This window comes from Streptomyces sp. NPDC057002 (assembly GCF_042673825.1).
In the GTDB taxonomy this organism is placed as follows: domain Bacteria; phylum Actinomycetota; class Actinomycetes; order Streptomycetales; family Streptomycetaceae; genus Streptomyces.
The window spans coordinates 556,766-570,683 of sequence record NZ_JBHURZ010000003.1 but is presented as its reverse complement, the minus strand read 5'-3'; the positions used below and the strand labels follow the sequence as shown (position 1 = coordinate 570,683).

Here is a 13,918-nt window from a genome sequence, read left to right as displayed (position 1 = left end):
TCAGTTCTCCGGGAACTCTCCGGTGTCGAGCTCGAGGGCGAAGGGATCCGGCAGGTCGATGCGTTCTCCGAACTTGCCTGCGTCCAGGACCCGGTAAACGTCCGCTTGCGGTTCGCCGTAGAGCGTGATGGTCGGACCGCCGGGGGCCCAGCCGTCGATGAGTAGGTACAGCGGAACACCGGCTTGGGCGTAGCCTGCGGCTTTCTTGATCCGGTCATGCGCCGCATTCGACTTGGACGTGATCTCGACGATGAGTTCGGCGGCAGCCGCTGGGATGAAGTTGCCGCCCTCGCCTCGCAGCACCTGCCTGGGGGCGACTGCTAGATCCGGAATGTAGAGCCCGTCACGGGACGGGACCGCCGTGCCCAGGGTCTGGTAGATGCCCCAGTGCCTGGGGACGACCTCGTACAAGGCTCGCTGAACCAGGTCTGCGATGTCGTTGTGGGCATTGGACGGCGGTGGTGCCACGGTGACGATCCCCTCGATGATCTCCACCTTGCAGCCCTCGGGCGCGTCCGTCTCCTGCCAGATCCAAACGAGGTCGTCCCACTCGTGGCCGCTGGCCGTCGAGTGGTCGACGGTGAGTGCGCTCATGGCGGTTCTCCAATCAGTGCGTCACCGATCCCAGCATGCCGAACGGGACTGGTGCGGGTCCACCAGTCCCGTTCACCCAGACGAGAAAGCCCCAGGTCAGGCAATACGCTCCAGCACCACCGGCGACGCCGTGAAGTTCGTCCCCGGTGCGGCGATGTCGTGGGAGCCCTCGATGGCCTGGAGGGCGTAGTCGAAGCGTTCGGGGGTGTCCGTGTGGAGGGTGAGGAGGGGCTGGCCCTCGGTGACCGTGTCGCCCGGCTTGGCGTGGAGTTCGATGCCCGCGCCTGCCTGGACCGGGTCCTCCTTGCGGGCGCGGCCCGCGCCGAGGCGCCAGGCGGCGATGCCGATGTCATAGGCGTCGAGGCGGGTCAGGGTGCCCGAGGCGGCCGCCTTGATCACGTGCTGTTCGCGGGCCACCGGCAGCTGCGCGTCCGGGTCGCCGCCCTGGGCCGCGATCATGCGGCGCCAGACGTCCATCGCGGAGCCGTCGGCCAGGGCCTTCGCCGGGTCGGCGTCCTTCAGACCTGCGGCGTCCAGCATTTCGCGGGCCAGGGCGATGGTCAGTTCGACCACGTCCGCCGGGCCGCCGCCGGCCAGGACCTCCACCGACTCGCGGACCTCCAGGGCGTTGCCCGCGGTGAGGCCGAGCGGGGTCGACATGTCCGTGAGCAGGGCGACCGTACGGACACCGTGGTCCGTGCCGAGGCCCACCATCGTGGAGGCCAGTTCGCGGGCGTCCTCGATCGTCTTCATGAAGGCGCCCGTGCCCACCTTGACGTCCAGGACCAGCGAGCCCGTGCCCTCGGCGATCTTCTTGGACATGATCGAGGAGGCGATCAGGGGGATCGCCTCGACCGTGCCCGTGACGTCGCGCAGGGCGTAGAGCTTCTTGTCCGCGGGGGCCAGGCCGTCGCCCGCCGCGCAGATCACCGCGCCGGTGGTGTCCAGGACGTTCAGCATCTGCTCGTTGGAGAGCAGGGCACGCCAGCCGGGGATGGACTCCAGCTTGTCCAGCGTGCCGCCGGTGTGGCCGAGGCCGCGGCCCGAGAGCTGGGGCACGGCGGCCCCGCAGGCGGCGACCAGGGGGGCCAGCGGGAGCGTGATCTTGTCGCCCACGCCGCCCGTGGAGTGCTTGTCGGCCGTCGGGCGGGACAGGGACGAGAAGTCCATGCGCTCGCCGGAGGCGATCATCGCGGCGGTCCAGCGGGCGATCTCACGGCGGTTCATGCCGTTGAGCAGGATGGCCATCGCGAGGGCCGACATCTGCTCGTCGGCCACCTCCCCGCGGGTGTACGCGTCGATGACCCAGTCGATCTGTTCGTCGCTGAGCTCGCCGCGGTCCCGCTTGGTGCGGATGACGGAGATGGCGTCCATGGCCATGGCTTGGGCTTCCTTCCGAGGATTTCCAGAAGCCGTACGGCCCCTCCTGAGCGACTCGGAGGGGCCGTACGGGAATGACTTACTTGCTGAGGTGGCCGGGGCCGAATGCCTGGGGCAGCATCTCCGACAGCGGCAGGATGCCCGCCGGGGTCTCCAGCAGCAGGTCCGGGCCGCCGAACTCGTGCAGCAGCTGCCGGCACCGGCCGCACGGGACGAGCGGGTCGCCGTCGCGGTCGACGCAGGTGAAGTGCGTCAGACGGCCGCCGCCGGTGTTGTGCAGCTCCGACACCAGTCCGCACTCGGCGCACAGGCCGAGGCCGTACGAGGCGTTCTCGACGTTGCAGCCGGAGATGATCCGGCCGTCGTCGACCAGGGCGGCCACGCCCACCGGGTAGCCGGAGTACGGGGCGTACGCCCGGGACATGGCGTCCCGGGCCACCGCACGCAGCCTCTCCCAGTCGACGGCCGGGCCGGCGCCGGTCACTTGCCCTGCCCCTTCCGGTACGGCATGCCGTCCGCCTTCGGCATCCTCAGACGCTGCGCGGACAGGGCGAGCACCACCAGGGTGATGACGTACGGCGTGGCGGAGACGACCTGGTTCGGGACCTCGTCGGTGGTCGCGTACCAGGCGAAGACCAGGCCGCCGACGATCAGGGTGATCGCGGCGTGGACGTACTTCTTGCTGACCACCAGCCAGATGGCGCCGATGAGCAGCAGGAGCGCGCCGAGCAGCAGCAGGGCGTGCACGTTGGCCGAGCCGCCGCGCAGGTTGAGGCTGTCGGTGTAGCCGAACAGACCCGCGCCGAGGGCGAGTCCGCCGGGCATCCAGTTGCCGAAGATCATCGCGGCGAGGCCGATATAGCCGCGGCCGCTGACCTGGCCCTCCAGGTAGAAGGGGTTGGCCACGATGGACAGGAAGGCACCGCCGAGGCCGGCCAGACCGCCGGAGATGATCACGGCGATGTACTTGTACTTGTAGACGTTGACGCCGAGGGACTCGGCGGCGACCGGGTTCTCGCCGCAGGAGCGCAGCCGCAGGCCGAAGGCGGTGCGCCACAGGATCCACCAGGTGGCGGGGATCAGCGCGATGGCGATCAGGGTCAGCCAGGAGACGTTGGTGACCAGGCCGCCGAGCAGGCCGGCGATGTCCGAGATCAGGAACCAGCCGTGGGCGTTGAGATCCCGCAGGGCGTCGGAAAGGCCCGGCACCGTGAAGTTGCCGAGGGAGTCCACCGCCGGGGACTGCTTGGCGGAGCCGCCCGTGTGGCCCTCGAAGGCGAGGGGCGCGAGATAGCGGGTGGCGCCGAGGGCGAGGATGTTGATGGCCACACCGGAGACGATGTGGTTGACGTTGAAGGTGACCGTGACGAAGGCGTGCAGCAGGCCGCCGATCGCGCCGCCCGCGATGCCCACCAGGATTCCGGTCCACGGGCCCCACTGGAATCCGGCCCAGGCGCCGAACCAGGTGCCGAGGATCATCATGCCCTCGAGGCCGATGTTGACGACGCCCGCGCGCTCGGCCCACAGGCCGCCGAGACCGGCGAGGCCGATCGGGACGGCGAGCTGGAGCGCGGTGGACATCTGGCTGACGTTGGTGATGCCGTCGGCGCCGGTGATGATGCGGACGATCGAGGTCAGCGCCAGACCGCCGGCGATGACCAGCAGCAGGACGGGCCACGACAGCCGGCGGCCGGTCGGCGCCGCGGGCTGCAGCGTGGGCTGGTTGAGGTCATTCGCCATCAGGGGGGCGGTCATCGGCCAGCCACCTCCTTCGTGGTGTTGTGGGTGCCGAGGACGTGACCGGCGGCCAGTTCGGCGCCGACCCGGCGCTGCTGGCGGCGCAGGCCCCATTCGCGGACGGCCTCGTAGGAGACGACGACCGAGAGCACGATCAGGCCCTGCATGATGACCGCGATCTCCTTGTCGTAGCCGTGGAAGTCCAGTTCGGGCGAGGCCTTGTCGAGCCAGGCCCACAGCAGGGCGGCGAAGGCGATGCCGACGGGGCTGTTGCGGCCCAGCAGGGCGATGCCGATGCCCAGGAAGCCGATGCCGGTGGGGAAGTTCAGGCTGTAGGTGTGGGTGTCGCCGAGCAGGATCGGCAGGCCGGCCAGACCCGCGAGGCCGCCGGAGAGCAGCATGGCGGTCAGCACCATGCGCTTGGGGTCGACGCCGCTGGCCGCGGCCGCTGTCTGCGAGGCGCCGGAGGCGCGCAGGTCGAAGCCGAAGCGGGTGCGGTTGAGGACGACCCAGTAGCCGATGCCGAGCAGCACGGCGAGCAGGACCAGGCCGTAGATCTCGCCGGCCGCGCCCATGCCGATGCCGGGGATCCAGCCGGACTCGTGCATCTCGCCGGTGGTGTTGTTGTTGCCGACCTTGACGCCGAAGACGTCCGGCAGCCACAGGTAGGAGATCACCGAGGTGGCGATCGCGTTGAGCATGATCGTGGCGACGACCTCGCTGACGCCGCGGGTGACCTTGAGGACACCGGCGATGCCGGCCCAGAAGGCACCGGTGAGGACGGCGGTCAGGAGCAGCAGCGGCACCTGGATCGCGGCCGGCATGCTCGCGTGGGCGCCGACGATGGCGGCCATCATGGCGGCGAGCTGGTACTGGCCGTCGACGCCGATGTTGAACAGGTTCATCCGGAAGCCGATGGCCACCGCGAGCGCCGCGATGTAGTACATCGACGCCTGGTTGATGATGAGCACCTGGATGTCCGAGAAGCCGAGCTGCTCAAACATCAGGGCGAACGGCTCGATCGGGTTCTTGCCCGAGGCGATCAGCACGATCGCGATCAGGACGAAGGCCACGGCGAGCGCGATGACCGGCCCGGCCACCGCGAGGAGCACGCGCTCCTTGTCGAACTTCTTCATCAGCGGGCCTCGTCTTCCCCAGACTCGGGAGACTTGCGGGTCTCGGGGGTCTCTTCGTGTTCCAGGTGTCCGGACGCGGCGCCGGTCATCGCCGAGCCGAGCTCCTCCGGCGTGATGCCGGCCGGGTCGGCGTCCGCGACGAGCCTGCCGTTGTAGATCACGCGCAGGGTGTCGGACAGGCCGATCAGCTCGTCCAGGTCGGCGGAGATCAGCAGCACGGCCAGGCCCTCGCGGCGGGCCTCGCGGATGAGGTCCCAGATGGCGGCCTGAGCGCCGACGTCCACGCCCCGGGTGGGGTGCGCGGCGATCAGGAAGCGGGGCTTGTGGCTCATCTCGCGGCCGACGATGAGCTTCTGCTGGTTGCCGCCGGAGAGCGAGGCGGCGGTGACGTCGATGCCGGGCGTGCGCACGTCGTACGCCTCGACGATGCGACGGGTGTCCTCCTGGGCGGCCTTCGGGTCCAGCCAGACGCCCTTGGCGAGGGGCTTCTCGGTGACGTGGCCGAGGATGCGGTTCTCCCAGAGGGGCGCCTCCAGGAGGAGGCCGTGGCGGTGGCGGTCCTCGGGGATGTAGCCGATGCCCTGCTCGCGGCGCCTGCGGGTGGGCCAGGCGGTGATCTCCTCGGCGGCGAGGGTGATCGTGCCGGAGTCGGCGTGCTTGAGGCCGATGAGCGCGTCGACCAGCTCGGTCTGGCCGTTGCCCTCGACACCGGCGATGCCGAGGACCTCGCCCTCGTGGATGGTGAAGCTGATGTCGTCGAGGAGGGCCTTGCCGCCGGGGGCCTCGAGGCGGAGCTTGTCGACCGTGATGACCGGGCGGTCGGTGACCGTGGACTCGGCCGTCTCGGGCGTGGGCAGTTCGCTGCCCACCATCATCTCTGCGAGCTGACGCGGCGTCGTCTCGGCGGGGACGGCCGTACCGACGGTGGTGCCGCGGCGGATGACGGTGATCTCGTCGGCGACGGAGAGCACTTCGCCGAGCTTGTGCGAGATGAAGATGACCGACAGGCCCTCGGACTTCAGTTCGCGCAGGTTGGCGAAGAGGGCGTCGACCTCCTGCGGCACCAGGACGGCTGTGGGCTCGTCGAGGATCAGCGTGGTGGCGCCGCGGTAGAGGACCTTGAGGATCTCCACGCGCTGGCGGGCGGCGACGCCGAGCTCCTCGACCAGGAGGTCGGGCTTGGTGTCCAGGCCGTAGCGCTCGGAGAGTTCCTTGATCTTGCGGCGGGCCTTGGCGCCGATGCCGTGGAGCTTCTCGCTGCCGAGCACCACGTTCTCGAGGACCGTGAGGTTGTCGGCGAGCATGAAGTGCTGGTGGACCATGCCGATGCCGCGGACGATGGCGTCGGCCGGCGACGAGAAGGTGACCTGCTCGCCGTCGACGGCGATGGTGCCCTCGTCCGGCTTCTGCATGCCGTAGAGGATCTTCATCAGCGTCGACTTGCCGGCGCCGTTCTCGCCGACGAGGGCGTGGACGGTGCCCTTGCGGACGCTGAGGTGGATGTCGTGGTTGGCCACGACGCCGGGGAAACGCTTGGTGATCCCGGCGAGTTCGACGGCGGTCACCGATTCGTTGACCGCCGCTCCGGCCGGAGGGCTGCTGGACGCGTTGATAACGCACTCTCCTGGGGACGGGGGTCGTCTACGCGCGTAGCGCCCCTACGGCATACAAAGGGGCCGGCGCCCCGCGCCAACGGGGCGCGGGAACAGCCTCCCCGCACCCCGTTGAGCGGACGCGACCCCCCGGGGGTCACTGCCTGCTCGAGGCAGTAAGTCGTCAGCTGCTCTTGACCTTGATCTCGCCGCTGATGATCTTCTCCTTGGCCGTCTTGATGGCTTCCTGAAGCTCGGCGTCGTCCGCGAACTTCGGGTTGGAGTCCGAGAGGCTCACCTCGCCGGTCTTCAGATCGCCACGAACGATACCGGTCTCCGGCTTGCCGTCCTCGACCGACTTCGCAAGGTTGTACACCGCCTTGGCGACGTCCTTCATCGCCGAGGTCAGGATGGAGTCCTTGTACTTGGCGAGGGCGGCCTGCTCGTACTGGTCGGAGTCGACGCCGATCGCCCACACCTTCTTGGCGGCGGCGGCCTCGATCACGCCCTGACCGGACAGACCGGCGGCCGCGTAGACCACGTCGGCCTTCTTCTCGATCTGGCCCTCGGCGGCCGTCTTGCCCTTGTCGGGGCTGGCGAAGCCGCCCTCCTCGGCCGTCTGGGTCAGGTACTGGGAGAGCACCTTGACCTTCGGGTCGGTGTCCTTGACGCCCTGCGCGAAGCCCGCCTGGAACTTGTGGATCAGCGGGATGTCCACACCGCCGACAAAGCCGACGACCTTCGACTTGGTGCTCCTGGCGGCGGCGACGCCGGCCAGGTAGGAGGCCTGCTCCTCGTTGAAGACCAGGTCGGCGACGTTCTTGGTGTTGATCGTGGCGTCGTCGACGATGCCGAAGGTGGTGTCCGGGAACTTCTCCGCGGCGCCCTTGACGGCCGCGGCGTACGCGTAGCCGACGCCGATGACCGGGTTGTGGCCCTGCTTCGCCAGCGAGACCAGACGCTGCTCCTTGTCGGCGTCGGTCTCGCCCTCGGTGGGCTCCACGTCGGCCGTCTTGTAGCCGAACTCCTTCTGCGCCTTCTCCAGACCCGCGTACGCGGCGTCGTTGAAGGACTGGTCGCCCTTGCCGCCGACGTCGTACGCGATGGCGAGGCCCTTGTTCCCCTTCGAGTCCGACGACCCGGCAGAGGTCGAGGTGCTGCCGCAGGCGGAGAGTGCGAGGGCCAGGGAGGCGGTCGCTGCGCCTGCGACCGTGATCCGGGAAATCCGGCGCATGTGTGCTGCTCCTGTCGTACAAGCGCCGGGGTCGGTTTCAGCTTCGGCGCTGGTTTCGCCGCAGATTAACGCGCGTAGACCTGCCTGAAAACCCCTTCTGTCCACCTTGTTATGCGCCCGTGCCCTGCCATCGCCGTGGCTCGGCCCGGGCGTTGCCGACCGCGAACGCGATGTGGCGCTGGGTGATCCGCGCCCGGGAATGCCGGAGAGGGCGGGCACCCCGGGGTGCCCGCCCTCTCCGGCTGTCTCAGACCGGTGGCGCTACTCGGTCTTGACCTTGATGGTGCCGTCGATGATGCCCTTCTTGGCCTTGTCCACGGCGTCCTTGAGCCCCGCGACCTTGCCGAACTCCGGGTTCGCCTCGGAGACTCCGACGCCGTTGACCTTCAGGTCGAAGGTCTGGGTGCCGGACAGCGGCTTGTCGTCGTGGACCGACTTGGACAGCGCGTAGACCGCGCCGCCGACGTCCTTGAGGGCGGAGGTGAGGATGTACTGCTTGTACGCGGCGAGGGGAGCCTGCTTGTACTGGTCGGAGTCGACGCCGATCGCCCAGACCTTCGCCTTGGCGGCGGCCTCGATCACGCCCTGGCCGGAGAGACCTGCCGCCTGGTAGACGACGTCGGCCTTCTTCTCGATCTGCCCCTCGGCGGCGGCCTTGCCCTTGTCGGGGCTGGCGAAGCCGCCCTCCTCGGCCGTCTGCGTCAGATACTGCGAGACGACCTTCACCTTCGGGTTGGTGTCCTGAACACCCTGCTTGTAGCCGGCCTCGAACTTGTGGATCAGCGGGATGTCCACACCGCCGACGAAACCGACGGTGTTCGACTTGGTGACCTTGGCGGCGGCGACACCGGCGAGGTACGAGGCCTGCTCCTCGGCGAAGACGAGGGAGGCGACGTTCTTGCCCTCGACCACGGAGTCCACGATGCCGAAGGTGGTGTCCGGGTACTTGGCGGCCACGGCCTTCATCGCCGGGCCGTAGGCGAACCCGACGCCGATGACCGGGTTGTAGCCCTGCTTGGCCAGCGAGGCCAGCCGCTGTTCCTTGTCGGCGTCGGTCTCGCCCTCGGTGGGCTCGATGTCGGCCGTCTTGTAGCCGTACTCGTCCTTGGCCTTCGTCAGGCCCGCGTAGGCGGCGTCGTTGAAGGACTGGTCGCCCTTGCCGCCGATGTCGTAGGCGATGGCGAGACCCTTGTCTTCCTTCGAGTCACTGCCACCGCTCTCACTGCTGGTGCTGCCACAGGCCGTGGCGACGAGACCGAGCGACGCGACCCCCACCGCGACACGGGTCAGTTTGGAAATCCGACGCATCTGAAGTTCCCCATTCTCCAAAGCCCCGCAGTGGGTGCTCAGTGCGGCGCACATTAACGCGCGTAGACACCCTTGGGAACGGTTCGCAGTGGGGCCGTTATCCATTCGTGCCGATGGCCGGTTACGTCCTTGTGAACCACGGGAGCGAACGGGGCCGAAAGGCGCGGACGGGGGCACGGCGCGAGCCTGTTCGACACGCGCCGTTCCGCTGCCCCGTCCGGAGTCCTTTTCAGGGATCCAGGGCTGTCCTAACGGAGGCCGTTGACCAGGGCCGCTGCCGTGAAGAGTTCCACGCCGACCGTGATCGCGGACTCGTCGACGTCGAAGTCTCCCTGGTGGAGGTCGCGTACATGGCGCTCGCCGGGGACGCGTACGCCCAGTCGGGCCATGGCGCCGGGGACGTGCTCCAGATACCAGGAGAAGTCCTCGCCGCCGAGGCTCTGCTCGGTGCCCACGACGGAATCGACCCCGCGCCGGGCGATCATGGCGTCGCGCAGGAGCTCGGTCACGCCCGGCTCGTTGACGACGGGCGGCACTCCGCGTACGTAGTTGATCTCCGACTTGGCGCGGTGCAGATTGGCGATCTCGTCGATCGCCGCGACCACGACGTCGGGGGCCTGGCGCCATGCCTCGATGTCGAGGCAGCGCACGGTGCCGGAGAGCTCGGCGTGCTGCGGGATCACGTTCGGCGCGTGTCCCGACTCGACGCGGCCCCAGGTGATCGCGAGCCCGCTGCGGCTGTCGAAGCGGCGGCCGACCAGGGCGGGGACGTCGGTGACGACGCGGGCGGCGGCGGTGACCAGGTCGGTCGTGAGGTGAGGGCGTGCGGTGTGGCCGCCCGGGCCGTCGAGGGCGATCTCCAGCCGGTCGCAGGCGGAGGTGATGGGTCCCTCACGGAGTCCTACGTACCCCGCGTCGACCCGGGGGTCGCAGTGCACGGCGATGATCGCGCCGACGCCCTCCAGCGCCCCGCACTTGATGACGTCGGCGGCGCCGCCGGGCAGCACCTCCTCGGCGGGCTGGAAGATCAGCCGGACGGGTCGGGGCAGCAGGCCCTGCTTGTGCAGTTCGGCGAGGACCAGGCCGGCGCCGAGGACGACGGCGGTGTGCACGTCGTGGCCGCAGGCGTGGGCGCGGTCGGGCACGGTGGAGCGGTACGGGCAGTCGGCCTTGGTGTCCGGGATGGGCAGGCCGTCGATGTCGGCCCGCAGGGCGAGCATGCTGGGGCCGCCGTCCCACTGCTCGCCCGCTACGCCGATGTCACAGACGAGTCCGGTGCCGACGGCGAGTACGCGCGGTTTGAGGCCGGCCCGCTCGAGCCGCTCCTTGATCGCGGCGGTCGTGCGGAACTCCTGGTTGCCCAGCTCCGGGTGCATGTGCATGTCGCGCCGGAACGCGATGAGCTCTGCGCGCAGGGCGTCGGGCAGTGCGCCGGGAAGTACGGCTTCGCCGGGAAGATCGACCTCGGACTCCAGTGACATCAATTGCTTCACCCTCTGAAGGGTAGGGCGCCAGGGCGGTCGGCTGACCCTCGATCAACAAATTTTCAACCCGTTAGGGGAAGAAAATATGACCGCCGGACGTATAGCTATCAAGTGAGATGGGTAAACTCGCCCGCCTTTTGGGTCGAGCCGGTCACCATACTCCGGGGAGTGTGATATCGGCCACACCTCAGTCGGGACTGCGGTACCCATCCATCCTCTCCACGGATACCACGCCCCGCGCGGGGAACACTGTCTTGTTCATCTCACTGACGCACGGCCCCGATAGTGTGCGGCCCGTGCGCGCCGACAGCCCCGAGTTCCTCACAGCCACCCAGGCCTCGTACGACGCCATCGCGGAGGCCTATGCCGCCGGGTTCCCCGACAGCCTGGCCGGGAGACCGCTGGAGCGGGCGCTGCTCACGGCCTTCGTGGATCTGGTCCGGGCACCCGGAGGGCCTGTGCGGCCGCCGGTCGCGGACATCGGCAGCGGCCCCGGGTACGTCGCGGCGCGGCTGCACGGCCTCGGGCTGCCGGTGTTCGGGGTCGATGTCTCGCCCCGCATGGTGGCCCTGGCCCGCCGGGCGCATCCGGGGCTGCGGTTCCACGTCGGTTCGATGACGGCCCTGGACCTGCCGGACGAGACGCTGGGCGGGATCGTCGCGCTCTACTCGATCATCCATGTGCCGGACGACCATCTGCCGTCGGTCTTCGCCGAGTTCCACCGTGTGCTGCTGCCGGGGGCGCCGGTCCTGCTCGGCTTCCAGTCCGGCGAGGAGGACGGGCATCTGCGTCTCACCGAGCGCTTCGGCAGCCCGATCTCACTCGACTACTACTGGCGCACCCCGGAGTCGGTCGCGACCACCCTCACGAAGGCAGGCCTGCGCCTCCACGCCCGCGTGTTCAGGGAGCCGGAGGGCGAGGAGAAACACCCCCGGGCGTTCCTGCTGGCCCACAAGCCGGGCCCTGCGGGGGCGTGAGCGGAGCGGAGCCCTGCCGGATGCTTGAGTCGGTCCTGGCCGAGGCCCGGGCCTGAGGGACACGTGACTCCGCTTCGGCGGGCGCGTCGGCCTGCCTCGGTCGAGGGCGCTGGCGGTCGGGGGCCGCGGTCCTGCACGGCCTCAGCCGGCGGCCATCGCGCCTGCGGCGTCCGCCGGGCCCGGTCCGCCTGACGGGCCGGACACGCTCGCCCTGCCCGTCGGGGCCGGGATGCTGCTTGGCCCGGCCGGGCCGGGCATGGTCGCCGAACTCTTCGGGCCCGTGACACTCCCCCGGCCGGCGGGGGCGGGGGCGGTCATGGTCGCCGGATCCGTCGGGTCCGTGGTGCTCGCCGGGCCGGTCATGGTCGTCGGGTCCGGGATGGTTCCCGGGGCGGTCGGGTGTTCGGTGGCGTCGGGAGGGCCCCCCGGGGACAGCCGGTGGACGTCCCGGGCCGTGCCCGTCACGCCCGAGAGGAAGCCCTGGGCCCGGGGGGACGCGTTCTCGGTCAGCCAGGTGGGGTCGATGTCGCAGACCGCTACGCGGACCTCGGTGCCGGTGAGGGCGAGGGGGAGGGTGTGGACGACCGTGGAGGGGAAGCTGAGGATGGTGCGGCCGATGGGGCCTCGGCGGGCGATCAGTTCGAGAGGGAGTTCGGGGCGGACGATCTCCAGGCCCGTCTCGACCGCGAGGCGACGGAGCTTCGTCGGGCTCTCGCGGCGGTGGGCGAAGTAGCGGGTGGCGCCGTGGGCGGCGGCCAGGGCCCGGACGGCCTCCAGGTAGCGGTCGTCGTTGACGACCCCCGTCTCCACCAGGGACGTGCCCACCATGTCGGCGCCCTTGGTGATGCGCGGCGGGCCGAAGCGGGCCCGGGTCCAGGCGAAGTCGTTGGCGCTGATCGTGACGCCCTCGGGCGTTTCCTCCATCGGCATGGAGGAGAAGATCTCCACCCGGCGCCTGTCCCCGGGTGTGAGGCGGCGGCGGGCCGAGGAGGACACCGGCGCGAAGATCAGGTCGCGGGGGCCGGGGCGGCCGCCCTTGCGGTGCCAGCGCACCAGTCGCTCGCCCCGGGCGAGCTGGCCCACGAACTCCATCGTCGCCGTGCCGTCGTCGACGACGACCAGGTCACGGGCGCGGGTGATGGTCAGGAGGAGCTGAACGTAGCGGGAGAAGGGGTCCCCCAGGACGATCCGGCGGGCCTTGCGGAGTACGCCCGTCAGGCCGCCGATGGTCTGGAAGGGCGCCAGCGGGCCGCCGCGCGCCTCCTCCCAGCGGACCTCGTGCCCCTCGTCACGGGCCAGGTCGGACATCCGCCGCAGCTGGCCGCGCGTCATCGGGTCGACGGGCGACAGCACCACGAGGGTGAGCCCCACGCCGGGCGCATGCGCGTGCGCCCACTCCAGCACGTTCAGCAGCTGTACCGGACTCTCGACGAACGCGAGAGTGTGGGGGCCGGCGTTCCCGGCGCGGGGGCTCATCGACGTACGACCGTCCCGTCGTAAGGGGGGTTGTGGGGGGTGTGGGCTCAGACGCCGACCGGCTCGCCCGCGGCGTCGGCGATCTCCGCCTCGGCGACCACACCGCTGACGCGGCGCAGCTTCTTCATCGGGCCCAGCTCGGACTCGTAGACCTTCTTCACGCCGTCACCGAGGGAGGCCTCGATGGTGCGGATGTCGCGGACGAGGCGCGTGAGGCCCTGCGGCTCCACGGAGGCGGCCTGGTCCGAGCCCCACATGGCGCGGTCGAGGGTGATGTGACGCTCGACGAAGGTGGCGCCCAGGGCGACCGCGGCGAGGGTGGTCTGCAGACCGGTCTCGTGGCCGGAGTAGCCGATCGGGACGTTCGGGTACTCGCCCTGCAGGGTGTTGATGACGCGGAGGTTGAGCTCCTCGGCCTTCGCCGGGTAGGTCGAGGTGGCATGGCACAGCAGGATGTTCTCGCTGCCCAGGACCTCGACCGCGTGGCGGATCTGCTTCGGGGTGGACATGCCCGTGGAGAGGATGACCGTACGGCCGGTGGCGCGCAGGGCGCGCAGCAGCTCGTCGTCGGTCAGGGACGCGGAGGCGACCTTGTGGGCGGGGACGTCGAACTTCTCCAGGAAGGCGACGGCCTCGGTGTCCCACGGGGAGGCGAACCAGTCGATGCCGCGCTTCTTGCAGTAGGCGTCGATCTGGCCGTACTCGTCCTCGCCGAACTCGACGCGGTGGCGGTAGTCGATGTAGGTCATCCGACCCCAGGGGGTGTCGCGCTCGATGTCCCACTGGTCGCGCGGGGTGCAGATCTCCGGCGTGCGCTTCTGGAACTTGACCGCGTCGCAGCCGGCCTCGGCGGCGGCGTCGATCAGCTTGAACGCGTTCTCGATGTCGCCGTTGTGGTTGATGCCGATCTCGCCGGTGACGTAGACGGGGCGGCCGGGGCCGGCCTCGCGGGTACCGAACTTGCGGATGCGGGAGCTCGATGTAACAGCGCTCATGGCGA

At 69.9% G+C, this 13,918-nt stretch carries 11 protein-coding genes and 1 pseudogene; 1 reads left to right on the top strand and 11 read right to left on the bottom strand.

All coding sequences use genetic code 11. The features are described 5' to 3' along the window. The 9 genes from ACFT32_RS17105 to ACFT32_RS17065 form a co-directional block, all read right to left on the bottom strand. Positions 1–594 (bottom strand): Uma2 family endonuclease, encoded by a 594-nt coding sequence (locus tag ACFT32_RS17105; RefSeq protein ID WP_382489697.1) that lies wholly within the window; start codon positions 592–594, stop codon positions 1–3. A gap of 96 nt (positions 595–690) precedes the next feature. Further along, positions 691–1,968, bottom strand: coding sequence for a thymidine phosphorylase (locus ACFT32_RS17100; RefSeq protein ID WP_382490732.1), 1,278 nt, complete (start codon positions 1,966–1,968; stop codon positions 691–693). A gap of 85 nt (positions 1,969–2,053) precedes the next feature. Continuing rightward, on the bottom strand, positions 2,054–2,458 hold the full coding sequence (locus tag ACFT32_RS17095) for a cytidine deaminase (RefSeq protein WP_382489695.1): 405 nt from the start codon (positions 2,456–2,458) through the stop codon (positions 2,054–2,056). Then, positions 2,455–3,729, bottom strand: coding sequence for an ABC transporter permease (locus ACFT32_RS17090; RefSeq protein WP_382489694.1), 1,275 nt, complete (start codon positions 3,727–3,729; stop codon positions 2,455–2,457). Before ACFT32_RS17090 ends, ACFT32_RS17095 begins: the two co-directional genes overlap by 4 nt. After that, the gene (locus ACFT32_RS17085) at positions 3,726–4,847 is read right to left on the bottom strand and encodes an ABC transporter permease (RefSeq protein WP_382489692.1); all 1,122 of its coding nucleotides are present in this window, start codon (positions 4,845–4,847) and stop codon (positions 3,726–3,728) included. Before ACFT32_RS17085 ends, ACFT32_RS17090 begins: the two co-directional genes overlap by 4 nt. Then, positions 4,847–6,412: an ABC transporter ATP-binding protein gene (locus ACFT32_RS17080; protein WP_382489691.1), complete on the bottom strand. Its 1,566-nt coding sequence runs from the start codon at positions 6,410–6,412 to the stop codon at positions 4,847–4,849. Before ACFT32_RS17080 ends, ACFT32_RS17085 begins: the two co-directional genes overlap by 1 nt. A gap of 211 nt (positions 6,413–6,623) precedes the next feature. Then, complete coding sequence (locus ACFT32_RS17075) at positions 6,624–7,673, bottom strand: BMP family protein (protein WP_382489689.1); 1,050 nt, start codon at positions 7,671–7,673, stop codon at positions 6,624–6,626. A gap of 261 nt (positions 7,674–7,934) precedes the next feature. Further along, the gene (locus ACFT32_RS17070; RefSeq protein WP_382489687.1) at positions 7,935–8,981 is read right to left on the bottom strand and encodes a BMP family protein; all 1,047 of its coding nucleotides are present in this window, start codon (positions 8,979–8,981) and stop codon (positions 7,935–7,937) included. 248 nt (positions 8,982–9,229) lie between these two features. Then, on the bottom strand, positions 9,230–10,462 hold the full coding sequence (locus ACFT32_RS17065) for a M20 family metallopeptidase (RefSeq protein ID WP_382490729.1): 1,233 nt from the start codon (positions 10,460–10,462) through the stop codon (positions 9,230–9,232). 299 nt (positions 10,463–10,761) lie between these two features. Between ACFT32_RS17065 and ACFT32_RS17060 the strand changes: the two genes are divergently transcribed. Next, positions 10,762–11,442, top strand: coding sequence for a class I SAM-dependent DNA methyltransferase (locus ACFT32_RS17060; RefSeq protein WP_382489685.1), 681 nt, complete (start codon positions 10,762–10,764; stop codon positions 11,440–11,442). Positions 11,443–11,871: 429 nt separating this feature from the next. On the opposite strand, the pseudogene ACFT32_RS17055 reads toward ACFT32_RS17060, so the two are convergent. Beyond that, positions 11,872–12,918 (bottom strand): annotated as a pseudogene (locus ACFT32_RS17055) (hypothetical protein); the annotation flags it as partial. Between the two features lie 47 nt (positions 12,919–12,965). Continuing rightward, a complete protein-coding gene (locus ACFT32_RS17050) occupies positions 12,966–13,913 on the bottom strand; it encodes an N-acetylneuraminate synthase family protein (protein ID WP_382489683.1) in 948 nt (315 codons plus the stop codon). Between the last annotated feature and the right edge of the window lie 5 nt (positions 13,914–13,918).